25 protein-coding genes and 1 pseudogene are annotated in these 22,599 nt (G+C 59.9%); 9 read left to right on the plus strand and 17 right to left on the minus strand.

Annotated elements, in window-relative coordinates:
* Positions 1–10: 10 nt before the first annotated feature.
* Positions 11–1,036, minus strand: a complete 1,026-nt coding sequence (locus Q8M73_10760; GenBank protein ID MDP2289030.1) for a 6-phosphofructokinase — start codon at positions 1,034–1,036, stop codon at positions 11–13.
* Between the two features lie 139 nt (positions 1,037–1,175).
* Positions 1,176–1,850: pseudogene (locus tag Q8M73_10765) on the minus strand (lysophospholipid acyltransferase family protein).
* A gap of 80 nt (positions 1,851–1,930) precedes the next feature.
* On the opposite strand from Q8M73_10765, the gene Q8M73_10770 reads away from it, so the two are divergent.
* Positions 1,931–2,350, plus strand: coding sequence for a hypothetical protein (locus Q8M73_10770; GenBank protein MDP2289031.1), 420 nt, complete (start codon positions 1,931–1,933; stop codon positions 2,348–2,350).
* Positions 2,351–2,375: 25 nt separating this feature from the next.
* On the opposite strand, the gene Q8M73_10775 is transcribed toward Q8M73_10770, so the two are convergent.
* From Q8M73_10775 to Q8M73_10790, 4 genes are read right to left on the minus strand one after another with little or no spacing between them, the layout of a single operon-like run.
* Positions 2,376–2,645, minus strand: a complete 270-nt coding sequence (locus Q8M73_10775; protein ID MDP2289032.1) for a hypothetical protein — start codon at positions 2,643–2,645, stop codon at positions 2,376–2,378.
* Entirely contained in the window at positions 2,642–3,652 is a 1,011-nt protein-coding gene (locus Q8M73_10780; GenBank protein ID MDP2289033.1) for a hypothetical protein, read from the minus strand. The genes Q8M73_10775 and Q8M73_10780 overlap by 4 nt, the downstream gene beginning before the upstream one ends.
* The gene (locus tag Q8M73_10785) at positions 3,633–4,082 is read right to left on the minus strand and encodes an SRPBCC family protein (GenBank protein MDP2289034.1); all 450 of its coding nucleotides are present in this window, start codon (positions 4,080–4,082) and stop codon (positions 3,633–3,635) included. Before Q8M73_10785 ends, Q8M73_10780 begins: the two co-directional genes overlap by 20 nt.
* A complete protein-coding gene (locus tag Q8M73_10790; protein ID MDP2289035.1) occupies positions 4,075–4,875 on the minus strand; it encodes a metallophosphoesterase in 801 nt (266 codons plus the stop codon). Before Q8M73_10790 ends, Q8M73_10785 begins: the two co-directional genes overlap by 8 nt.
* Before the next feature lie 108 nt (positions 4,876–4,983).
* Between Q8M73_10790 and Q8M73_10795 the strand changes: the two genes are divergently transcribed.
* Positions 4,984–6,783: an AMP-dependent synthetase/ligase gene (locus tag Q8M73_10795; GenBank protein MDP2289036.1), complete on the plus strand. Its 1,800-nt coding sequence runs from the start codon at positions 4,984–4,986 to the stop codon at positions 6,781–6,783.
* Here Q8M73_10795 and Q8M73_10800 read toward each other — a convergent pair.
* The 3 genes from Q8M73_10800 to Q8M73_10810 all read right to left on the minus strand — a co-directional run bounded on the left by Q8M73_10800 (position 6,780) and on the right by Q8M73_10810 (position 8,509).
* Positions 6,780–7,832, minus strand: a complete 1,053-nt coding sequence (locus tag Q8M73_10800; GenBank protein MDP2289037.1) for an NlpC/P60 family protein — start codon at positions 7,830–7,832, stop codon at positions 6,780–6,782. The two genes, Q8M73_10795 and Q8M73_10800, sit on opposite strands and share 4 nt — an antisense overlap.
* Before the next feature lie 141 nt (positions 7,833–7,973).
* A complete protein-coding gene (locus Q8M73_10805; GenBank protein ID MDP2289038.1) occupies positions 7,974–8,204 on the minus strand; it encodes a hypothetical protein in 231 nt (76 codons plus the stop codon).
* Positions 8,205–8,236: 32 nt separating this feature from the next.
* On the minus strand, positions 8,237–8,509 hold the full coding sequence (locus Q8M73_10810; GenBank protein MDP2289039.1) for a hypothetical protein: 273 nt from the start codon (positions 8,507–8,509) through the stop codon (positions 8,237–8,239).
* 80 nt (positions 8,510–8,589) lie between these two features.
* On the opposite strand from Q8M73_10810, the gene Q8M73_10815 reads away from it, so the two are divergent.
* Positions 8,590–10,353 carry a DEDD exonuclease domain-containing protein gene (locus Q8M73_10815; GenBank protein ID MDP2289040.1) on the plus strand — a complete coding sequence of 588 codons (1,764 nt, stop codon included), beginning with the start codon at positions 8,590–8,592 and terminating at the stop codon, positions 10,351–10,353.
* Positions 10,354–10,500: 147 nt separating this feature from the next.
* On the opposite strand, the gene trpD is transcribed toward Q8M73_10815, so the two are convergent.
* Both trpD and Q8M73_10825 read right to left on the minus strand, forming a co-directional pair.
* Positions 10,501–11,592, minus strand: a complete 1,092-nt coding sequence (trpD, locus tag Q8M73_10820; protein MDP2289041.1) for an anthranilate phosphoribosyltransferase — start codon at positions 11,590–11,592, stop codon at positions 10,501–10,503.
* 3 nt (positions 11,593–11,595) lie between these two features.
* Entirely contained in the window at positions 11,596–12,015 is a 420-nt protein-coding gene (locus tag Q8M73_10825; GenBank protein MDP2289042.1) for a hypothetical protein, read from the minus strand.
* 118 nt (positions 12,016–12,133) lie between these two features.
* On the opposite strand from Q8M73_10825, the gene Q8M73_10830 reads away from it, so the two are divergent.
* From Q8M73_10830 to Q8M73_10855, 6 genes are all read left to right on the plus strand, one after another.
* Positions 12,134–12,739, plus strand: a complete 606-nt coding sequence (locus Q8M73_10830) for a heme-copper oxidase subunit III (GenBank protein MDP2289043.1) — start codon at positions 12,134–12,136, stop codon at positions 12,737–12,739.
* Positions 12,740–12,777: 38 nt separating this feature from the next.
* On the plus strand, positions 12,778–13,563 hold the full coding sequence (locus Q8M73_10835; protein ID MDP2289044.1) for a c-type cytochrome: 786 nt from the start codon (positions 12,778–12,780) through the stop codon (positions 13,561–13,563).
* Complete coding sequence (locus tag Q8M73_10840) at positions 13,560–14,612, plus strand: Rieske 2Fe-2S domain-containing protein (protein ID MDP2289045.1); 1,053 nt, start codon at positions 13,560–13,562, stop codon at positions 14,610–14,612. Before Q8M73_10835 ends, Q8M73_10840 begins: the two co-directional genes overlap by 4 nt.
* On the plus strand, positions 14,609–16,348 hold the full coding sequence (locus Q8M73_10845; GenBank protein ID MDP2289046.1) for a ubiquinol-cytochrome c reductase cytochrome b subunit: 1,740 nt from the start codon (positions 14,609–14,611) through the stop codon (positions 16,346–16,348). The genes Q8M73_10840 and Q8M73_10845 overlap by 4 nt, the downstream gene beginning before the upstream one ends.
* Positions 16,349–16,450: 102 nt before the next feature.
* A complete protein-coding gene (locus tag Q8M73_10850; protein ID MDP2289047.1) occupies positions 16,451–17,308 on the plus strand; it encodes an ABC transporter ATP-binding protein in 858 nt (285 codons plus the stop codon).
* Positions 17,305–18,117: an ABC transporter permease gene (locus Q8M73_10855; protein ID MDP2289048.1), complete on the plus strand. Its 813-nt coding sequence runs from the start codon at positions 17,305–17,307 to the stop codon at positions 18,115–18,117. Before Q8M73_10850 ends, Q8M73_10855 begins: the two co-directional genes overlap by 4 nt.
* Before the next feature lie 25 nt (positions 18,118–18,142).
* Here the strand turns inward: Q8M73_10855 and bfr are convergent, their stop codons facing one another.
* From bfr to coxB, 6 genes are all read right to left on the minus strand, one after another.
* Entirely contained in the window at positions 18,143–18,619 is a 477-nt protein-coding gene (bfr, locus tag Q8M73_10860; GenBank protein MDP2289049.1) for a bacterioferritin, read from the minus strand.
* The gene (locus Q8M73_10865; GenBank protein ID MDP2289050.1) at positions 18,591–18,815 is read right to left on the minus strand and encodes a (2Fe-2S)-binding protein; all 225 of its coding nucleotides are present in this window, start codon (positions 18,813–18,815) and stop codon (positions 18,591–18,593) included. Before Q8M73_10865 ends, bfr begins: the two co-directional genes overlap by 29 nt.
* 121 nt (positions 18,816–18,936) lie before the next feature.
* On the minus strand, positions 18,937–19,530 hold the full coding sequence (locus Q8M73_10870) for a YdeI/OmpD-associated family protein (GenBank protein ID MDP2289051.1): 594 nt from the start codon (positions 19,528–19,530) through the stop codon (positions 18,937–18,939).
* Between the two features lie 90 nt (positions 19,531–19,620).
* On the minus strand, positions 19,621–20,016 hold the full coding sequence (locus tag Q8M73_10875) for a cytochrome c oxidase subunit 4 (GenBank protein MDP2289052.1): 396 nt from the start codon (positions 20,014–20,016) through the stop codon (positions 19,621–19,623).
* Complete coding sequence (ctaD, locus tag Q8M73_10880; GenBank protein ID MDP2289053.1) at positions 20,016–21,713, minus strand: cytochrome c oxidase subunit I; 1,698 nt, start codon at positions 21,711–21,713, stop codon at positions 20,016–20,018. Before ctaD ends, Q8M73_10875 begins: the two co-directional genes overlap by 1 nt.
* The gene (gene coxB, locus Q8M73_10885) at positions 21,710–22,564 is read right to left on the minus strand and encodes a cytochrome c oxidase subunit II (GenBank protein ID MDP2289054.1); all 855 of its coding nucleotides are present in this window, start codon (positions 22,562–22,564) and stop codon (positions 21,710–21,712) included. Before coxB ends, ctaD begins: the two co-directional genes overlap by 4 nt.
* Positions 22,565–22,599: the final 35 nt, after the last annotated feature.

Genomic DNA, 22,599 nt, shown 5'->3' on the forward strand with positions numbered 1-22,599 from the left:
GGTTACACCTTTAGCCGAAGAACGCTGACGCCTCTTCATAGCGTTCAATCGGAACAGTCTTCAGCACTCCCGTGGCTTCCTGCAAAGGAATTCGCACGATGTCGGTGCCGCGCAGGGCCACCATAGTTCCCCAAGCCTGATCCTTCACCGCAGCGATGGCATTGAGGCCGAAACGGGTTGCCAGGACGCGATCGAAGGCGGTCGGCGAGCCACCGCGCTGAATGTGACCCAGCACGGTGGTGCGTGCCTCGTGCCCGGTGCGCTCCTCAATTTGCGAGGCCAGCCACTCGCCAATACCGGACAGCTTCACATGTCCGAAGGCGTCCTTGGTGGTGTCCTTGGTGACGAGATCTCCACCTACGGGCAGCGCTCCTTCGGAAACACACAGGATCGGTGCATAACTCGCGCGGAATCGCGATTCGACCCAGCCGACGACCTGATCCAGTTCGAAGGGCACTTCTGGAATCAGGATGCCGTTGGCGCCACCGCCCATACCTGAGTGCAGCGCGATCCAACCTGCATGGCGACCCATGACTTCACAGATCAGGATTCGGTGATGTGACTCAGCGGTGGTGTGCAGGCGATCAATGGCCTCGGTCGCGATCATGACGGCGGTATCGAATCCGAAGGTGAAGTCAGTGCCACTGAGATCGTTGTCGATGGTCTTGGGCACGCCCACGACATGAAAGCCATGCTCAGTCAGCACTGTTGCCACACCGAGGGTGTCTTCGCCGCCGATTGCAATCAGCGCATCAATGCCCAGCTCCTGAAGATTACGCTCAATGCGCTCGATGCCACCCTCGACCTTTATCGGGTTGGTTCGCGAGGAGCCAAGAATCGTGCCGCCGCGCGGCAAGATGCCGCGAACAGCCGGGATGTCCAAGGGCATCGTCACGTTCTCAAGTGGCCCTCGCCAACCATCGCGAAAGCCGACGAATTCATAGCCATAGTCAGCAACGCCGCGACGAACAATCCCCCGGATCACTGCGTTCAGTCCTGGGCAATCTCCGCCACCTGTGAGCACCCCTACGCGCATTGCTCAACCTTTCACCAGTCTGCCGTGCAGCGGTGAAGCGTGTAACCGCTGTCATGCAGAAAGGTACACGATGCTTCAGTCGAACGACGAGCCGTCAGTCCTCGCCCGCTGTGTCACTGGCATCCACCGGCAGTCCACGTGCAATCAGTTCCTTGGCCTTGGTGGCGTAGATGTCGACGTACTCCTGACGCGACAGGCTCATCAGTTCATGCATGATCTCGTCGGTCACCGATCGAAGAATGAAGCGGTCCTCCTCCTGCCCGTCGTACTGCGAGAAGTCCATCGGAGCGCCAATGCGCACGCCCACGCGACTGAGCCTTGGCCAGATGGTGCCTGGAGGCTGAATCTCGAAGGTATTGATCATCGCGACCGGAATGACCGGCACATTTGACTCCAAGGCCATCCGAGCCACGCCTGTGCGACCACGGAACAAGGTGCCATCAGGTGAACGAGTGCCCTCTGGGTAGATGCCAAGTAGATCGCCCTGCGTGAGAACGCGGGCACCGGTCAGCAGCGCGGCTTGGCTCGCTCGACCTCCTGAACGATCGATTGGGACCTGGCCAATGCCGTGGAAGAACCTCTTGGTGAACCAGCCCTTGATCCCGCGCCCAGTGAAGTAGTCGCTCTTGGCAAGAAAGGTGATGTGCCGAGATGTCACCAAGATGATGAACACCGAGTCCGAAAAAGACAGGTGATTGCTTGCCAGGATGGCTGGACTGTCCTTGGGGATGTTGTTCAAGCCCTCCACCCAAGGCCGAAAGAGCACACGAAGCCATGGTCCGATGACCACGTACTTCAGCACCCAGTACAACAAGGCAATGTCTCCTTACCAGCCGACGCTGATGCGCGCCGGTGGCACACTACCTGCATGCTTCCAGGAAGTAGCGTGCGACGGTGAGCACCAATTCCGGTGCTCCTCACGAGGACGCCGTCTGGAATGCGATCGTCGCCGACCTCTCCGCTGACCCCAATCTGTCGCGTCATATCTATCCCGCACCTGCAATACCCGAGCCTGCCGCCGTGGAGCCGGAGTCTGCTGACCAGGACTCTGATCAAGTCAATCTCGAGGACTCTCCTGATGATTTTGTGCCACCAGACCCGGGACCCATTCACCTGGCAAGCGATGCCTTCGCGCGCTTCGCCTGGGCGGGCGCGCTCGGCGGTCCGGCCTTCTTGATGCTGGCAAATATCTTCAACTGGGGCAGCTTCTTGTCTGGTATTGGCGTGCTCGCGGGCGTCGGCGGATTTGTTGCGCTCATCGCTCGCCACCGAGACGATCGGGATGACGATTTCACCGATGGCGCCGTCGTCTAGTTTCGCAGTGCCGCGCGCGCATCCGTCAGTCGCGAGGCTGGTCCAATTGGATCCACATGAAGTCCTCGTCCTCGGTGACCACTTCGGTTGCTGTCGCGGGGTGCAGTAGTTGCACAGCACGACACATGAAGCAGTTCGGATAGTCCGCTGGATTGACGTGGCTTTGATGGGTCGTGATCAAGGATTCACGGGCCCACTCCAGCACCTGTTGCGCTCCTGAGGCGATGCCTCCCAGATCAAAGCCCTTACTCTCGGACTCGCCTTCAGAGAACCACCACGGCGTCTTCGCGCTCATGATTGCTCCCGCCATACGCGCGGGTTTGGCACAAACCCCAAGATCAAGTCCCCGGCCCGCATGCCGCCACCTTCAAGCAAGCAGCGCTTGAGTACCGGGGGAAGCTCGAAATGTCGAGCAAATCCATCGCAGACAAGAAGCAGAGAATCCCCGCGTCGTCCAACCTGCACCTCTGCTCCCGCTCGCAAGGGCAAAGTGAGCCGATATCCGTTGGCCCGCTTGGTGATCGTCCAAGCCGGAGTGCTGATCGGCGGTAGTTGATCCAGCAGCCGCACAAGCTCGATCAACCGCGACGCAGCCCATGCAGACTTAGGACTGCCCTTCTCGCGCTCAACAAGCGTCGTCATCAGGAGCCCGTCAAAAGCTTCGCCATGAGTTGTCGTCCTCGATTTCTTTCCCCTGGGTGCGCGGTTCAGCACTACGGCAGCCGGACTCGAGCCAAACAATCGCAGCACTCCAAGACCGGCAAGCAAGGCATCGGCATCGGCGCTTCTTCCGACCAGGACGGATCGCGATCGACTGATGACTTCGCGAGCTGTCGCCAGGTGGGTCACGAGGCGATACCAGGCCGACACGGAAGCGGCCGGATCTGGAGCCGACAGCTGGTCGGCGACCGAACCGGTGAGCAGGCGATCCAGCAGCATCGGTACCGAGTCCAGCACCTGCAGGGTGCGCCCTGCTTCGCGAATCGTGCCCATGTCCCAGATCACGGCATCAACACTTGGATCGGCAAGTGCCGCTGCGACCATTGCCCCAGTGACCAGTTCATTCAGGCCCGGCAAGCCGTTGACCTCTTCAGGTGCCAGTCCTGCGGTGCCAAGGGTCTTCAGCCAGATCCCAAAGGTGGCCGTCGCATCTGCCCACACTGACGATGCACCCAAAGGAGCAGGCGAGGCTGAGGTGAACTCCGCAGTGGTGAAGCCCTGCTGCCGCAGGCCAAGTGCAATGCCAGCCGCCACAGTTGAGACCCCCGCGCCCCCGACACCGCTAACGAGTATGAGATCCATTGGTCTCCACTCGTGTCTTCAAGCCCTTGAGCGCGGTGTCGACAATGACTTGCTCGGCCTTGCGCTTCAGCATTCCCAACATCGGAATCCGAAGATCCACGGTCAACTGGTAACTGACATGCGTGGATCCGTCTGGCGCAGTTGTCAACTCGTATTCCCCATCCATGACACTCAGCACTTCAGCCTCAACAAGGGTCCACGTAACCGAATCAAGGCCATTCCACGTATATGCCAATTCGTACTTGTCCTTGATGAATCCCGCATCAAGCTCGAAGCGCGCGCGAACAGGTCGTCCGTCCAAGGACTCAAGCACCTCAACGGTCTTGATGCCCTGACTCCATTGTGGGTACGCGGGCAGGTCAGCGATGACATCCAAGATGGCGGCAGGCTCCGCGACAATGCGGATGCTGGACTCAGTGCGCTCAGCCACGATGGTCCTCCACGTCGACCTTGAGCACAAAAGGCTTCTTGCGCGCGTTGAAGTGTCCGACATTCATGCACTCGGTCTTGCCGATTCGGGCTCGCGCATGCAAGGGCTGATGCACATGACCAAAGAGGTGGTACTTGGGTTGCACGCGTTCAATGTATTGATTGATCGCCGAACTTCCGGTCTCGAATCTTCGGGCAACCACGTCGTAGTTCAACTCCGGCATCTTCGGCGGGATGTGCGTGAACAGGATGTCAACTGGTCCAAGCTTGTCCAGAGTCGCTGCGTAGACCTCCGGGTCAAGTTCGTAGGGCGTGCGCATCGGGCTGAACAAGCCGCCGCCAACAAATCCAAGGCGTAGCCCAGCCCATTCCACACTCTCCCCGTCAACGACCTGATGTCCTGGCTTCATGAAGTCCGGCCACATCATCGGAAGGTCAACATTGCCGTATGTCAACAGGGCAGGTTCGGGCATCGCAGCAAACATCTGGCTGTACTGGCGACGGATGTGCGTCTCCATCGCGGCTCGTCGATCCCTCGGATCAACAATTCCCAGCCCAGCCCATGCGGTCGCGCTGAGCTCCCGGGCCTCTTCAAAGCGTCCTGCGGTTCGCGCCTGGATGTACTCGCGCGAGTGCTGTTCGCCAAAGAGCTCGGCGTAGATCCCCTGCGAAGGATCCTCGTAGTCCAGATAAAGGATCAGGTCACCCAGGCAGACGAAAAGATCGGCACCAACACCTGCGCCCACGAGCGCAGCGGCCTGGCCATGAACGTCGGATACGACGTGGATCTGCACCACAGGAGCAGGATGCCACGCGATCAACCACCGCGCGCCGCCCCTATCGCGTACCGTGATGACCAAGGATCACGCATTGGGCGTGCATGACGACTTCAAGGAGAGCGCGTGCTTCACGAATTCACCTCTCCCGCACCGGCCGGATCACCGAGCGCCCCGAATCTGAGCACCCACGTCATTGAGAACGCACGGACCCACCCTGACCGAGTGGTGTTCCACGTGCGACGAAATGAACGCACGGTGGAGATCACTGCTGCACAGTTTCATGAAGAGGTCCGTGAGGTTGCCAAGGGATTGATCGCCCAAGGAATCCAAGCCGGTGAGCGCATCGGACTCATGTCGCGCACTCGATATGAGTGGACTCTGTTCGACTACGCCATTGGCTACGCCGGTGCGGTGAGTGTCCCGATCTACGAAACCTCTTCGGCAGAGCAGGTGCAGTGGATCCTTGAAGACTCACAGGCGGTCGCTGTCATCTTGGAATCCGACAAGAACAAGCGGCTGTATGCCTCGATCTCAGCGAACCTGCAGACCGTCACTCGCACCTGGGTGATTGACGATGACTGTGTGGCGCTGCTGGCAGCGTCAGCGGATTCGATCTCCGACACCCAAGTCGATGCCCGGCAGTCTGCGGTGGGGCTGGATGACCCAGCGACCATCCTCTACACCTCCGGCACCACCGGACGTCCCAAGGGGTGCGTGATCACCCAGGGCAACTTTGTCCGCGAGGTGGACGGAGCAATCGAGGTCTTCGGCACGATCCTGACCGATCCTGATGCTTCAACCCTGCTCTTCTTGCCGCTGGCTCATGTGTTCGGGCGAATCATCGAACTTGCTGTTGTGCGGGCTCGCACGCTCATGGCCTACTGCGCTGACGTCAGCGTGCTCGTACCAGAATTGCAATCCTTTCGACCCACCTTCATCCTCGCGGTGCCTCGCGTGTTCGAGAAGGTCTACAACAGTTCACAGCAGACAGCCGTCGCAGATGGCAAGGGGCGAATCTTCGATGTGGCAGTGGCCACGGCTATCAGCTACAGCCAGGCTCGCGAGCATGGTTCACCCAATCCCTACCTGCGCCTGAAGCACGCGATCTTCGACGCACTGCTCTACAAGAAGATCCGAACCGCTATGGGTGGACGGGTGCAGTACGCCATCTCGGGTGGGGCACCACTGGGGGCGCGCCTTGGCCACTTCTTTCGTGGCATAGGCATCGAGGTGTTCGAGGGCTACGGCCTCACCGAGACCACCTCAGCGTTGACGGCAACCCATCCAGGGGCCGTGCGCATTGGCACAGTGGGCCAACCCATGCCAGGAACCACGATTCTCATTGACGACGACGGTGAGATCCTGGCCAAGGGAGTTCAGGTCTTCACCCAGTACTTGGGCAATCCGGAGGCAACTCAGGACAGCTTCACTGCTGACGGCTGGTTTCGCACCGGCGACATCGGCGAGCTCGATGATGACGGCTACTTGAAGATCACCGGACGCAAGAAGGAAATCATCGTCACCGCTGGCGGCAAGAACGTTGCGCCGGCCGTGTTGGAGGACCGCATCCGGGCCAATTGGCTTGTCTCCAACTGTCTTGTCGTTGGCGAGGGCCAACCCTTCATCGCCGCACTGGTCACCATTGATGCCGACGCCTTCCCAGCCTGGCTGAGTCAGATGAAGAAGCCGGCCGGGGGCACCGTGGCTGAGTATGTGAACGATCCTGACCTGATTGCTTCAGTGCAGAAGGCCGTTGACGACGGCAACGCCGCTGTCTCGGCTGCTGAGTCGATCAGGAAGTTCACGATCCTTGGCCATGATTGGACTGAGAATGACGGTCACCTCACGCCATCCTTGAAACTCAAGCGTTCAGTCGTGATGCGCTACTGCGCCGCTGACATCGACGCCCTCTTTGCGAGTTAGAGAACTCGGCCAACGCCCGTGAAGTAGTTGCGGTACCAAGGTCCAAGTACTGCACTGATCTCCACACCATCACCTGGGTTGGCAGCGTGCACCATCTTGCCGCCGCCGATGTACATGCCAACGTGGTGAACGCTGCCGCCGAAGTAGAAGACGAGATCACCGGGCTTGGCCTGACTCAAGGAGATCTTGCGGACCTTGCTGTACTGCGAGTAGCTGTAATGCGGCAATGAGACTCCGGCCTGGCGCCAGGCCGTCATCGTCAGGCCAGAACAGTCGAAAGTGCTGGGACCCGCTGTGGCTGCCACATAGCGATTTCCGACCTTGGACAAGGCATAGCGCACAGCCTTGGCCGCCCGAGGATTGACGCCGGGCAGTGGTCGATTGGAGATCTGCTTCTGGGCCTTCTGCGCTTGGGCCTGCGAGGCCTTTCGCTCCTTGGCCTCGAGTGCAGCAAGACGTTTGCGCTCCTGGGACTGCAGCCCCGCCAGCACATTGGAGGCCGCAGCCAACTGCTTGTCTGCCTCAGTCTTGGCGCTGCGCATCTCATTGCGCACCCCTTGGGCGATCTTTTCCTTGGCTGCCACTTCGGCTTCGGTCTGGGCCAGCCGCAGGCGGGCCGTCTGGGTGCGACGGATCGACGCCGACTGGGCCTGCGCCACCTGTTCAACTGCCGCGGCCTGAGAAAGGAACTGACTGGGGTCGTTGGCCAGCAGCACCTGAAGCGAGGAATCCATCCCGCCGCTCATGTAGGTGGCTCGGGCCAGACTGTCTACTGAGCCCATGACCGCGTTGAGCTCGCGCTTCTGACGGCCGGCCTTGGTCTTCAGCACAGCCAGAGTCGACTCGGTTTCGGTCAGCTTTCCCTGCGCCTGGTTGTAGCGCTCGGTTGCCGTTTCGGCCTTGGCCTGAAGGTCCATGACCTGGTTGCGCACTGCAGCAATCCGGTTGGGGTCTGCCTGAGCGGCAGGGGCGGACACCGTGGCAAGGCTGGTCAAGATGATCGCGGCACCTAGGGCCGCGGTGAGACCGCGGCGTCGATGTCGAGCCAAGACGTTTCCTTCCCGTCAGCGTGCATGGGTCGAAGTGCGGACGCTTGCGCTTAGGACGCGCGCCTCATGCAGATCGTTCCATCGGCATCCCCACCCACAGGTTTCCCCACGAATAAGAAGACAAGACGGTAACACGCAGGGCTATCCAGCCCGCCTCTTGGAAGCCTTGGAAGGCCCTCCTGTGGCCGGTTTCACTAGACGAAGAGGGGGAATCAGGCCCGAATCGGCCAAGGCCGAGACGGCCGCCAAGTGCTCATCAGCGATGAGCGGGACCGCGTGATCAGCTAGCCCGGGCATGCCCAGCAGGACAGAAACCACGCAGTCGCCACAGGCCACCGGAGCTGCCGTGCACTGCTCGCAATCAATGATCATGCCCCGACGCTAAATCGGGGGTCTGACAGCGGTCAGACCCCGCCGTCTCCTGGCCCCTCGCTGGCCGGACCGCCGAACTCAGGTCGGGCCACGATTTCCACCCGATCAGTGGCTGAGCACCAACGGCAGGCAACCTGCTCAACCTCTTCGCTCAGGACCACGCGCTCCTCAATCACCGGAACCCCGGCCATATCCAGATGCCAGAACTCCTCCACCCGGGAGGTTCGCACCACGGTGAAGCGGGTGAGGTTGCCGCAATGGGCGCAACGGAAACGAGACTTGTCATCAGGGAGGGTCATTGCCACGGCGGCAACTGTAACGGTGCTGCAGTTCCGCCACTCGCGCCTGCGCAGCTGTGTCACAGTCCGGACATAGCCTCACAGCCATGCACGTGCAACTGGCCACCGACGACCTGGGCATCCCCCTTGCAGAGGTGACATTCGTCGTCCTGGATCTGGAAACCACAGGTGGCAGTCCAAAGCAGGCTGGCATCACTGAAATTGGCGCCGTCAAGGTCCGAGGCGGCGAAGTGCTCGGCGAGTTCGGGACCCTCGTCAACCCCGAGGTCAGCATTCCGCCATTCATTGCTGCACTGACAGGCATCACTGACGCCCTGGTAGCCAGCGCGCCCACCTTGAACGGCGTGCTCCCCAGCCTGCTGGAATTCATCGGCGACGCGGTCGTGGTGGCCCACAACGCCCCCTTCGATATCGGCTTTCTCATGGCTGCCTGTCAAAGCCAAGGACTTTCCTGGCCCAAGCCCAAGGTGGTGGACACCGTGCGCCTTGCCCGGGTGGCTCTGCATCGCGATGAAGTGCCCAACTGCAAGCTGGGCACTCTGGCCGCCTTCATGCATTCGCCGGTCACACCAAACCACCGAGCCCTTGATGACGCTCGCGCAACAGTGGTCGTCCTGCACGGGCTGCTCGAGCGGGTAGCCAATCTGGGGGTCGTCACCTTCGAGGATCTTGGTGCCTTCACTTCGCGCGTCACCCCAGAACAGCGGGCAAAGCGGCACCTGGCGCAGGGGCTGCCCACAGGTCCAGGCGTGTATATCTTTCGCGACGCCCAGGGGTCAGCCTTGTATGTCGGCACCTCCAAGAACATCCAGTCAAGGGTGCGGACCTATTTCACCGCATCTGAGACTCGACGTCGGATGAGCGAGATGGTCGCGATTGCCACACGCGTCGATGCGATCGCCTGTGCCAGCGTGCTGGAAGCACGCATTCGCGAGCTTCGCTTGATTGCAAGTGAGCAGCCTCGCTACAACGTACGGTCCAAAAGACCCGCTTCGCAGACCTGGATCACCCTCACCAAGGAGAAGGCGCCACGCTTGTCCGTCGTCCGGCAGGCAAAGACAGGTGAGCATGTCAGCTTCGGCCCCTTCAGCGGACGTCAGGCCGCACAAGAAGCGGCCGACACCTTGGCCTGGGTCTACAACCTGCGTACCTGTTCGGCTCGCATCACGTCCAAGGCTGGCGCCAAGACGTCAACAGCGTGTGCACGACTTGATCTCGGCCGCTGCCCTGGCCCTTGCCGCGGTGAGTTCCAGACCTATCAATCCGTTGTCGATCAAGCCACCGCTGCGATGCTCGGTGATCTGCGACCGATCGTGTCCACCATCACCGCTCATCTCGTCCAGCTCAGTTCACAGGATCGCTATGAAGAGGCGGCCCTGTGGCGCGACCGACTCGCGCAACTGATTTCGGCCAGCGTGCGCTCCCACCGCCTCAACTCTGTTCGGGCGATCACCGAACTGGTGGCTGGGATCCCCACCGAAGCCGGCGGATGGGAGATTCATGTCATTCGCAATGGACGTCTCGCGGCGGCCACCCACGCTCCAGCCGGGGTTGATCCCATTCCTGTTGTCCAGGCGGCCATCGCCATGGCCGAGGGTGCTCCGAACGACGAGGTCCTCTCTGAAGAAACTGCAGCCCTTGCTGACTGGCTCGATCAGCCCGGGGTGCGCCTGGTGCACGCAAGTGCGCCGTTGGCAATGCCCCTCAACTGCGGCGGCCATCTGATAGCGCAATTGAACTCTGCGCGTAAAGCCGCACACGCGGCCGTTCTGCAGGTTGACGCCAGTGGTCCAGCGCTTCGACCTCATGGCCCCTCGCACGCGATGGTCACCCGCATTCGCACTGGCTAAGGGATTCGCAAATAGCGACGATTCACCATGCCGCTTGGAAACTGCTGATGAGCTAAGCGAATTCCACACCAGTGCGCGGCTCTGGCGGATGACTGGCGAACACATGCACTGGTTGATCTTCACACGGCAGTGGAGTCACGTGCCCCCCTAGTTCTGGTTCTCTCCAAGGCCTTGGGTGAAGGCGACCCAATGACTCAGCACCTGACCGGCAGCGCCCGAGTCAAGGGCCAACCGCGCTCGTGCCAACTGCGCAGTGATGCGCTCCGGCAGTGGCGCTGTCGACACTCCATCTGAAAGTGCGTCATAGGCAACCAGCGCAGCGGCAGCATTCAGTGCCACGACATCGCCAATTGCGGCGATGCGCATGGCATCTGTTGCGTCAACAGATGTGAGCCCGAGGACTTGGCGCAGCAATGCTGCGTTGCGCACTGGATCGCCACCGACCAGGAGCGCAGGTTCGACAGGCACCAGACCCACCGATCGCGGATCGAATGACACCTGCTCAACTGAATCGCCGGTGGCATCCCAGATGGTGGAGCTTGTCGTCGTGGAGATCTCGTCCAAGCCATCGTCGCCGCGGACCACCAAAGCGCGGACTCCCCGCGATTTCAGGACTTCGGCAATGACCGGCGCGCGCTGCGCATCAGCAACGCCGACGAGCATCGCGGCTGCACCGGCCGGGTTGGACAGCGGCCCCAGGATGTTGAAGACCGTTGGAACGCCGAGCTCGCGGCGCACTGCTCCAACGTGGCGCATCGCCGGGTGGTGGCGCGGAGCAAAGGCAAAGCCAATCCCGACTTCATCAACGCATTGACGTACCAGTTCTGGAGACAGCTCAATGACGACACCGAGTTCTTCCAAGACATCAGCAGTGCCGGTCTGTGAGGATGCGGCCCGATTGCCGTGCTTGGCCACCGGATTCCCACAGGCGGCAACCACCAATGCGGTCATGGTTGAGATGTTCACTGTGTTGGCTTGATCCCCACCCGTGCCCACAATGTCAATGGCTGGGCGTGCTGTGGTGAAGGTGTTGGCATGCAGCGCCATCGTTGCAACGAGTGCTTGGACCTCTGCTGCTGTTTCGCCCTTGGCGCGCAGGGCAACGACAAAGGCAGCAATCTGAGCGTCAGTCGCCTCGCCGGCGAGCATCTGCTGCATGGCCCATGAACTCTGCTCATTGGAGAGCTCGGAGCGAGAAATCAGGGTGCGCAGCACCTGGGGCCAGGTGTTCTCCGCCATGGTTCAGCTTGCTCGGGCAGCAACCCGGCGCTGCAGCAGCGAACCAACCCGAATTGCCAGATCAATGGCATTGATGGGGTGCGCAGCAACCGCGTCAGCGCGAGACCAGGTGGCCAACCAGGCATCCTGCTGCCGGGCGATCAGCACCAGGATCGGTGGGCACTGGTAGATCTCGTCCTTCAATTGGCGAGCCATTCCCATGCCACCGGCTGGCACAGCCTCACCATCAAGGATGAACAGATCAATGCCACCGGCATCTGCTGCCGCGACCAGGGCGGGCTCAGTTGCCACTTCAAGATAGGTCACTTCGGGCAATCCGGGCACTGGTCGCTTGCCAAGGGCGAGCAGCACATCGCTTCGCACAGTGCGGTCATCGCTATACACGAGCACCCGAAGCGGGGCTGCAGATGAGGCTGAAGTCACACGCGCACTGTAGTCCGAACCTCAACTGGGAACACCTCAGGGCCGCCGAGAAAAATGTGACGAATCCCTAAGGGGGGTCAGGGCACAGAACGGCCGCGCATCTGCCAGACTCCCTCCCGTGGCAACCACGACTTCTGTCCCCTCTGCGTACGCTCACGCCCCGGCGGCTCGCCCCAACATGGTCGCCATCGGCACCATTGTGTGGCTGTCCAGCGAGCTCATGTTCTTCGCTGCATTGTTCGCCATGTACTTCACCTTGCGGGCGGTGAATCCTGAGCTTTGGGCCAATGAGACTGCACTGCTCAACATTCCCTTTGCCAGTGTGAACACCACGGTGCTGGTGCTTTCCTCGGTGACCTGCCAGTTGGGCGTCTTCGCAGCAGAGCGTGGAGATGTCAAGGGCCTGCGCCGCTGGTTCATCATCACCTTCCTGATGGGCGCCTTCTTCGTCGCCGGTCAGATCACTGAATACACCGAGCTGGTTCGCGAAGGACTCACCCTGTCCTCCAACGCATATGGCAGCGCCTTCTACTTGACCACCGGCTTCCACGGTCTGCACGTACTTGGCGGCCTGGTCGCCTTCCTGTTTGTCTTGGCAACGACCTACATCGCCAAGCGCTTTACTCACGATCAGGCCACGCGCGCAGTCGTTGTCTCCTATTACTGGCACTTCGTCGATGTCGTCTGGATAGCCCTGTTCTTCATGATCTACATCCTCAAGTAATTCCGCATTCAGTCCACGAACAAGGAAGGTCCGAACGAGTGAAGTTCCTGGCCGCACGGCGGCGCAACCCACTTGTTGCAATTGGCCTGTTGCTCTTCGCGCTGATCGCGGTGGGTGGCGGCTACGCAGCAATTGCCAATGTGCAGCCAGCTCAAGCAACAGTCGGCTCGCAGACACAGGTCGAAGAGGGCAAGCGCCTCTACCTCGCTGGCTGCTCTTCTTGCCATGGCATGGAAGCGCAGGGCACTGAGAATGGGCCGACGCTCATCGGCGTCGGTGCTGCAGCAGCGAACTTCCAGGTCAGCACTGGTCGCATGCCTATGGCAGCACCGGGTGCGCAGGCAGTTCCCAAGGACCCGATCTACACCGAAGATCAGATCGCTGCGCTCGCGGCCTATGTCGCCTCGCTGGCCCCTGGCCCAGCGATTCCCACGGCCGAGGACCTCGACTTCTCCAACGCTGATGTTGCCCAAGGCGGCGTGCTCTTTCGCACCAACTGTGCCCAGTGCCATCAAGCAGCAGGCCAAGGCGGCGCGCTCACTCAAGGAAAGTACGCCCCCAATCTGATGGGTGCCACTCCACAGCAGATGTGGGAGGCAATGGCCACCGGCCCGCAGAGCATGCCGATATTCAGCACCGCAACTCTGCCGGCCAAGGACAAGCAGGCGATCATGGCCTACGTCGCCAATCTTCAGACTGCTTCAAGCCCAGGAGGCCTTGATCTTGGCCGCCTTGGTCCAGTGACTGAAGGACTGTTCTTGTGGACAGCAGTGTTCGCTGCGCTCATCGGTGCAGCCGTATGGATCGGAATTAAGGCGCGATGACTGATCTCACCCCACACAGTGGACATGGATCTGAGCCCACCAAGCTCGGACATTCGCCAGTTGCCGATGTCCCGCACGTACTGCGGGTGGCCGATACCGACCCCAAGGCCGCCAAGCGTGTCGAGCGACAGATCAGCTTCATGTTCCTGCTTTCGATCCTTCTGGTCGTTGCGTTCGTGGTGGCCTTCATCGGCATCGACAAATCGACCAACATCTACATCCCGGTCTTCGGCGAGGTGGGCGCAAGCACCTTCGTTCTGGGTCTGACCTTCGGCCTTTCGGTCTTGTTGATTGGCGCCGGAGCCATCCAGTGGGCCAAGAAACTGATGCCCGATGTTGAAGTCGTGCAGATGCGCCATGAGATGGTCTCTCCCGCAAGTGATACTGCCGAGGCAGCTGCGAACTACGAGCGTGGCAAGGAAGAGTCCGGCTTTGCTCGCTACAAGATGATTCGGCGCACGATGATCGGTGCGATGGCACTGTTCCCAATTCCGCTGGTGATCATGCTGCGCGATCTGTGGTCATCTCCGGAGAGCGGGACCATGAGTCCAGCCGAGATCCTTTCCACCACCATCTGGAAGAAGGGTGAGCGCATCGTCACCGATGCCACGTACCTTCCAGTTCGCCCTGAGGATCTGCCGGTCGGTGGACTTGTCAGCGCGGTTCCAGCAAGCCTGGAGGAAGTGCAGCACCTAGAGGGAAACCTCAATGCACGCGGCAAGGCGGCCATCATTTTGGTTCGCATGGAACCCGATGAGATCGTCAGCCAGCAAGGTGACGGGTGGGACTACCAGGGCATTTTGGCCTACTCCAAGATCTGCACCCATGTGGGCTGCCCGATCGCGCTGTATGAGCAACGGACACATCACCTGCTGTGCCCATGCCATCAGTCCACCTTCGACCTTGCCAACTCCGGCAGAGTCGTCTTCGGGCCAGCCGCTCGCGACATGCCGCAGCTGCCAATCGGAGTTGACAGCGAGGGCTACCTGATTGCCCTGGACGACTTCTCTCAGCCCGTCGGACCAAGCTTCTGGGAGCGCTCATCATGACCACCATCAGTCCAGTGGAAAAGGCCGGGGCGGGCACTGCCACCTATGTCGATCAGCGTCTGGGCAGCAACAAGTTCCTGTCACGCAACCTCGGCAAGGTCTTTCCCGACCACTGGTCGTTCATGCTCGGTGAGATCGCCCTGTACTCCTTCATCGTCGTCTTGCTGACTGGCGTCTACCTGACACTGTTCTTCAAGCCATCCATGATTGAGGTCGTCTACAACGGCTCATACGTCCCACTCAAGGGTGTCCAGATGTCCGAGGCTTATGCCTCAACACTGGATATCTCATTCGACGTGCGCGGCGGCCTGCTGATCCGCCAGATGCACCACTGGGCCGCCCTGATCTTTGTTGCATCCATGACCGTGCATATGTTCCGGGTCTTCTTCACTGGCGCCTTCCGCAAGCCACGTGAATTCAACTGGATCATCGGCGTCGTCCTGGTGACGATGGGCCTGCTTGCCGGATTCTCTGGCTACTCACTGCCAGACGATCTCCTCTCAGGCACTGGCCTGCAGATCGCCCGCGGCATCGTGCAGGCAATTCCTGTCATCGGTACCTGGGCAGCATTCCTGCTCTTTGGCGGTGAGTTTCCGGGCACTGACTTCATATCAAGGCTGTATGCCATACACATCCTGCTGATACCCGGGCTGATCCTTGCCCTGGTGACCCTGCACTTGATCATGGTGTTCACCCAGAAGCACACCCAGTTCCCCGGACCGGGCCGCACCAACGACAACGTCGTCGGCTACCCGTTGATGCCGGTCTACATGGCCAAGGCTGGCGGCTTCTTCTTCATTGTCTTCGGCATCATCACCCTGATCGGTGGTCTGATCAGCATCAACCCGATCTGGATATTTGGTCCCTATACCCCTGATCAAGTCAGTGCCGGATCCCAGCCAGACTGGTATATCGGCTTCCTTGACGGCGCTTTGCGTCTGATGCCCAACTGGGAGACAACCCTCGCTGGGTTCACTCTGTCGTGGAACATCCTGATACCAGCGTTGATCCTGCCCGGAATCCTTTTCACTGTCCTTGGCGCCTACCCCTTCATCGAGGCCTGGCTCACGGGAGACAAGAGCGAACATCACCTGCTGGAGCGTCCGCGCAATGCCCCGACGCGTACTGCGCTCGGTGCGATGTCAATCGCCTTCTACCTGCTGCTGTTCGTTGGTGGCGGCAACGACATCATCGCCTCAGCCTTCGGCGTCTCGATCAACGCGATCATCTGGTTCCTGCGCATCACGCTGTTCTTGATTCCACCACTGGTCTTCGTCATCACTCGTCGTATCTGTCTGGGCCTGCAACGCCGCGACCGCGACAAGCTGCTGCACGGATACGAGACTGGTCGAGTGCTGCGTCTGCCACACGGTGAGTTCATCGAGGCGCACGAGCCACTGTCCATCAAGGACATGGCCGTCATCACCAGCAAGATCGATATCGCTCCCCAGCACGTGCCGCCCAAGGCCGATATCGATGGCGTCAAGAACAAGCAGTTCCGCAAGCAGAACCTGCGCTCAAAGCTCAGCCACTTCTTCTACGGCGAGAACATCCCACTTCCCAGCCCAGCAGAAATCGAAGCTGGTCAAGCGCATGTTGCTCACGATGCTGCGCTTGAGGCGCCACTCGCGAGTTACGAAGACGCTGACGAGATCCGTCAGTTCCACGGTGGCGTGCTCCATCACCCAGGAATGCCCGAGAGCAACGCGGAGCAGTTGGCCGAGCGCAAGGAATAGCCAAGGCTGTCCTACCAGATCCAGGACGAGGTCCCCTGCTCGCGCAGGGGACCTCGTCTTTTCTCACGTGAAAACCATGCAACTTGCTGGCAGGATGCAGCCATGTCCGCGATCCGGGTTGAGAGTTTGAGCAAGGCCTTTGGCTCGGTGCAAGCAGTCAATGGAATCAGCTTTGACGTGGCCCAAGGCGAATGCCTGGCAATGCTCGGGCCAAATGGGGCAGGCAAGACCACGACCACGGAGATCCTTGAGGGCTACTTTCCTGCGGACTCGGGCAGTGTCGAAGTGCTGGGACAAGATCCCAACAAGGCGTCATCGCAGTGGAAGTCGCGTATTGGCATTGTCTTGCAGAGCGTTCGGGATCTAGGCGACCTCACCGTTATCGAGGCGGTTGAGCACTTTTCGCACTACTACCCCAATCCCAGGAGTCCAGTCGACGTCATCGAATCAGTGGGGCTCACGGAGAAGTCCAAGTCGCGCAACGACAAGCTCTCTGGTGGTCAACGCAGAAGACTCGACGTCGCTCTGGGCATCATCGGAAATCCGGAACTGCTTTTCCTTGATGAGCCAACAACTGGATTTGATCCTGAGGCTCGACGAGAATTCTGGGACCTCATCGACGGTCTCAAAGCCGATGGCACCACCATCTTGCTCACGACCCACTACCTCGATGAGGCCGAACGCCTGGCCGATCGAGTCGCAGTCATCGCTCGCGGTCGGATCATTGCCTGCGATACCCCCGCCAGTCTGCGCAATCGCAGTACCGGCGAGGCGATTGTGAGTTGGATCCAAGATGGCCAGAGGCACACACACGTGACAGCGGAGCCAACGAGTTGGGTGCGCGAACTCGGTGAGAGTTTCGGTGGTGAAGTACCAGATCTAGCGATTCGACGACCTTCGTTGGAGGACACCTATCTGGAACTCATCGACGGCGATCTGGCCAATGGAGATACGCGGTGAGCAATCAGGCGAACCTCACGCTGACTATCGGCCGTAAGCGTGCAACGGTAGAGCTCAAGCAGTTCTTTCGTGATCGTGAATCCGCGGTGTTCAACTTCGCATTGCCTGTGCTGTTGCTGGTCATCTTCGGCTCAGTTTTCGGCGGACAGTTCATCGAGGGCACGAGCATCACGTTCGCGCAGTACTTCGTCGCGGGCATGATCGCCTCGGGCATCCTGTACACGTCATTTCAAAACCTGGCGATCTCCATTCCGCTTGAGCGTGAGGACGGCACGCTCAAGCGCCTGCAAGGCACGCCGATGCCCAAGAGCTCCTATTTCATCGGCAAGATCGGCATGGTCTTCGTTGCCTACGTCGCCCAAGTCACCATCCTTATTGCCGTAGGCGTGCTGTTCTTTGACATCGAGATTCCCAACACTTCGAGCAAGTGGTTCGTGTTTGTCTGGGTGAGCATTTTGGGGCTCATCTCGTGCACACTGCTAGGCATTGCGTACTCGGTGATTCCCAAGCACGGCCGCGGGGCTTCCGCAGTGGTGACACCAGTCGTGCTGATTCTGCAGTTCACCTCTGGGGTGTTCTTCGCCTTCAACCAACTGCCTACCTGGATGCAGAATTTCGCATCAATATTTCCGCTGAAATGGCTGACTCAGGCCATGCGATATGTCTTCCTGCCGGACAGTGCGAAATTCGCCGAGGTGGCTGGAGATTGGGAACTTGGGAAATGCGCGTTGGTACTGGCGATCTGGGTAGTGCTCGGCGCGATCCTGGCCTTGGTGTTCTTCAAGTGGACTCCGCGCGGTTCACGCTGAACGCCGAAGCTTCACTCCGCTCGATCTAGTTGAGGTCGACCATTTCTGCAAGGTAGTTCTCGATGCCCACGTTGGCGATGGCCTGCAACTGCGCTTCAAACCAATCGGCATGAGTCTCTTCGTCGCGTGCCATCTCAACAAAGATCGAGGCGGTTGCATGGTCTCCGAGATCGCGGCATTCCTGCGCTGCGTCATTGAACTGCGTGACAGCCAATATCTCAGAGGCCAGTCCGAGGTCAAGAATCTCCATTGCAGATTCCCCAACGCGAATCGGCAGCAGCTTTTGAAGATTGGGATGGCCTTCAAACAACAGGATGCGCTGAATCAGAGCATCCGCATCCTTCATCTCATCGATTGAGCGCTTGTAGAACGTCTGCCCCAATCGCGGTAGTCCCCAGGCATCGAGCATGCGCCCGTGCAGGAAGTAGGTGTTGGTGATGCTCAACTCGTACGTGAGTGCCTCGTTCAGCAGTTCAACTATGCGTGGGCTGCGCGGTTGCATTGTTGGGCACTCCTTCCTGTTGGGCTTGTGCGGCAACACTACTCAAGGTCTTCTCAAGCATCTCTTTGATGGTTGGCACACATGTTCCGCAGTCATTGCCTGCCCCTGACTCTCGGCACACTTGCGCCAGCGTGGTGCATCCGTGATCGATTGCTTTATGCAGACGTCGGCCACTGACCCCACGGCAATGGCACACGATCACGGCTGCCCCCTTCACAGTCTTTGCGCCGCCTTGACGAAGTGCTCGGCACTGCGGCTTCGCCCACTCCGTCAAACTTAGGCTAGCCTAAACTAATGGGCTAGGGAAGCACGTGTACTTATGGCGACAACCGCCGCTTCTGTGGGTAGATCGTCTCGCCGCGAGCAAGCATGGCCACGAATTGCTCGATTCTGCGCGCGCGGGTGTCCGCACGCTTGGCTGAATCAATGCCAAACATGATCGCGTATCGATTCTGCTTGGTCAGGATTTCAAACATCGCACTTGCCTGAGCATCCACGCTCAAGGCCGCCTCGAGATCAGCAGGGACCTGCATGGTGGCCTGCCCGCCGTAGGCCTGCTCCCAGCGGCCATCGGCCTTGGCTTGCTCCATCTTCGCCAGACCTTGAGCGGTCATGCGCCCCTCCTCGATGAGTCTGCCGACAATCGCCACATTGCGCGCCGACCAAGGACTCTTCGGACGCCGAGGGGTGAATCGCTGCTTGAACGTGTGCTCGTCTCGCGATGCCTTCTGACCGTCAATCCAGCCATAGCAGAGGGCCTCTTCAAGAGCCTGGTCGTAGGTGAGCTCAGTCGGGTCTGTGACACCCTTCTTGGCCAGCACCAGCCAGACGGCGTCCTGCCTGGTGCCATACCTCTTCAGCCAGCTGCGCCAGCTACGCGCGTTGGCGACGATGAGCTCGTCCTGGGACACCGGGCTATCCCATCACAAGCGCTGAGCTGATCTGAAGAAACAAGAGCGGTGATCCCAAATGATCACCGCTCAATGTTCGAAGTGCTGTTCCTAGTGCGCGAAGTCGCGGCGGTAGTACTCAAAGAGCCAGCCAATAAGAGCGATCACCAGAAGAAAGGCACCAAATGCGATCAGCCAGACAGCAAACACCAAGCCCAAGACTGTGCAGAAGGCTGCGAATCCCACGACAAGAGGCCACCAGGAGTTGGGGCTGAAGAAGCCGTACTCGGGGTCAGCTTCGTCAATGTTGGCATCACCACGATCCTCAGGGCGCGGGTACACGCGCTTTGCCGTGTACAGCAAATAGAAGCCCACAAGGAAGGCGAGCCCGCCGCACAGCACAAGCGCTGTGGTGCCGATCGGGTCGTTCGAGACAAACCAATAGATAGCTGCGATCAGCAGAAAGAAAACGCAGCCAACAGCAAAGAGGAGTCCTTCGATCTTCACTAGTGAGCGCTCCCCACGGCTGGCGCGGACATCGAAGTCGGCGTCTCGGATAACTCGGGGTAGTGCAAATCAAATGCCGGTCGCTCGGAGCGGATCGGGGGGAGCGCCAAGAAGTTGTGCCGAGGTGGTGGGCACGACGTGGCCCACTCCAGTGAACTTCCCCAGCCCCAAGGATCATCACTGGTCACCTTTGGAGCAGAGCGAGTGGTGGAGATGACATTCCAGATGAAGAAGATCGATGAGAGACCAAGGACTGCTGCACCCAGGCTCGAGATGAGGTTCAGGGTCCCGAAGTCGTCTGCAGGCAGATAGTCACCGTACCGCCGCGGCATGCCCTGCACGCCAAGCCAGTGCTGCACCAAGAAGGTGGCCTGGAATCCAATGAACAGCAGCCAGAAGTGGATCTTGCCCAGAGTCTCGTTGAGCATCTTCCCGGTCATCTTGGGCCACCAGTAGTACAGCCCTGCGAAGAACATGAACACAACCGTGCCGAACACGGTGTAGTGGAAGTGCGCGACGATGAAGTAGCTGTCCGAGACGTGGAAGTCCAGCGGCGGTGCCGAGAGGATGATGCCGGTCAGGCCCCCGAAGAGGAAGGTCACCAAGAAGCCCATGGTCCACAGCATCGGTGTGTCGAACTGCACCGAGCCCTTCCACATGGTGCCAATCCAGTTGAAGAACTTCACGCCGGTGGGCACAGCGATGAGCATGGTCATGATGGCAAAGAACGGTAGATATACCGAGCCAGTGACGTACAGGTGGTGGGCCCAGACGGCCATCGAGAGGGCAGCGATGGCAAGGGTCGCGAAGACCAGACCCTTGTAGCCGAAGATCGGCTTGCGTGAGAAGACCGGGATGATCTCGCTGGCGATGCCGAAGAAGGGCAAGGCAAGGATGTACACCTCGGGATGCCCAAAGAACCAGAACAGATGCTGCCAGAGCATGGCTCCGCCGTTCTCCGCAGCAAATACCTCGGAACCGTACTGACGGTCGATGAACGCCATGGCCAAGGCGGCGGCAAGCACCGGGAAGCACAGCAGTACCAGCACGCTGGTGGCCAGCACTGTCCAGGTGAAGATCGGCATACGGAACATGGTCATGCCAGGTGCCCGCATGCAGTAGATGGTGGTGATGAAGTTGACCGCGCCCAAGATGGTGCCCAGGCCACCCATTGCCAGTCCCAGCAGCCACATGCTGCCGCCAATCTCTGGTGAGTACACGGCATTGCTGAGTGGCGCGTAGGCGAACCAGCCGAATGCAGCAGCACCACCAGGAGTCAGGAAGCCTCCAGCGGCAATCAAGCCGCCGAACAGGAACAGCCAGAAGCCGAGCATGTTCAAGCGCGGGAAGGCAACGTCGGGGGCACCGATCTGCAGCGGCATGATGATGTTGCCGTAGGCGATGAAGAGCGGGGTCGCAAACAGGAACAGCATGACGGTGCCGTGCATCGTGAAGAGCTGGTTGTACTGCTCCAGAGAAACGACCTGCAGGCCCGGGGCTGCGAGTTCGGCGCGCATCACCAGCGCCATCGCGCCGGCTGCGAAGAACCAGAAGGTCGACAGGATCAGATACATGTAGCCGATGACCTTGTGGTCTGTTGAGGTGATCCAGGAGACCACGACTGAGCCGAAGGCCTTCTTGGGCTTGACCGACTCCAGGGCCTCTGCATCGACGGGCCGCTCACTCAGAATCGTCATACCGTCTTCTCCCCTGGCATCTGGCCTTGGTTGCTGAATGGTTCGGTGTTGAACGTCCCGGTCTGACCCTTGGCCCTCAATTCGGCCATGTGCGCGTCAAAGGTCGCCTTGTCGACCACCTTCACGGAGAAGAGCATGCGCGAGTGATCCACTCCGCACAGCTCCGCGCACTTGCCATCGAAAGTGCCCAGCCGGTTCGGAGTCAGTTCAAAGGCATTGGTCTTGCCAGGGATGACGTCCATCTTGAACAGGAAGTTCGGGACCCAGAAGGAATGGATGACGTCAGGTGAGTTGAGATTGAAGCGGACCTTCTCGTTGATCGGCAGCCAGAGAGTGGGCGGAGCCGCTGTGGTGCCCTCGCCCTGGGGCATACCGGTCTCCCAGACGTCTTGATCCAGGTAGTTGAAGCCCCAGCTCCAGCGGTAGGCAACCACGCCGACTGTCTGCTCCTGATCGTTCTTCAGGGTGAGAAGTTCGCTTTGATCCTTGGCGGTGAACCAGAACAGCCCAAGAATCATGACCAACGGCACGACGGTGTAGAGGATCTCGATCGGCATGTTGTATTTGGTCTGCGCCGGAGCGCCGGCGCGCTTCTTGCGGCGATAGGCAACTGCCGCGAAGATCATGAGTCCCCACGTGAACAAACCGACCAACCAGGCGGCAATCCATGAGCCCTGCCATAGGTTCTGGATTATCGGCGCTTCCTTGGTTGCCGGTTCTGGCATGTCAAAGAAGAACGCCTCGTTGGCGGTGCAGCCGGACAGGACTGCCGCAATCGCAATCGTCCCCAAGCCAAGGGCAATTCGCCTCGTACGGCGAAGACTTCTTGGCTGGCGCGTATTCGAACCCACAGGTTCCCTTTCGGTCCACACATCGGGCAAGCTGA

The sequence above is a fragment of the Actinomycetota bacterium genome, from assembly GCA_030684515.1.
Lineage (GTDB): Bacteria > Actinomycetota > Actinomycetes > S36-B12 > S36-B12 > UBA11398.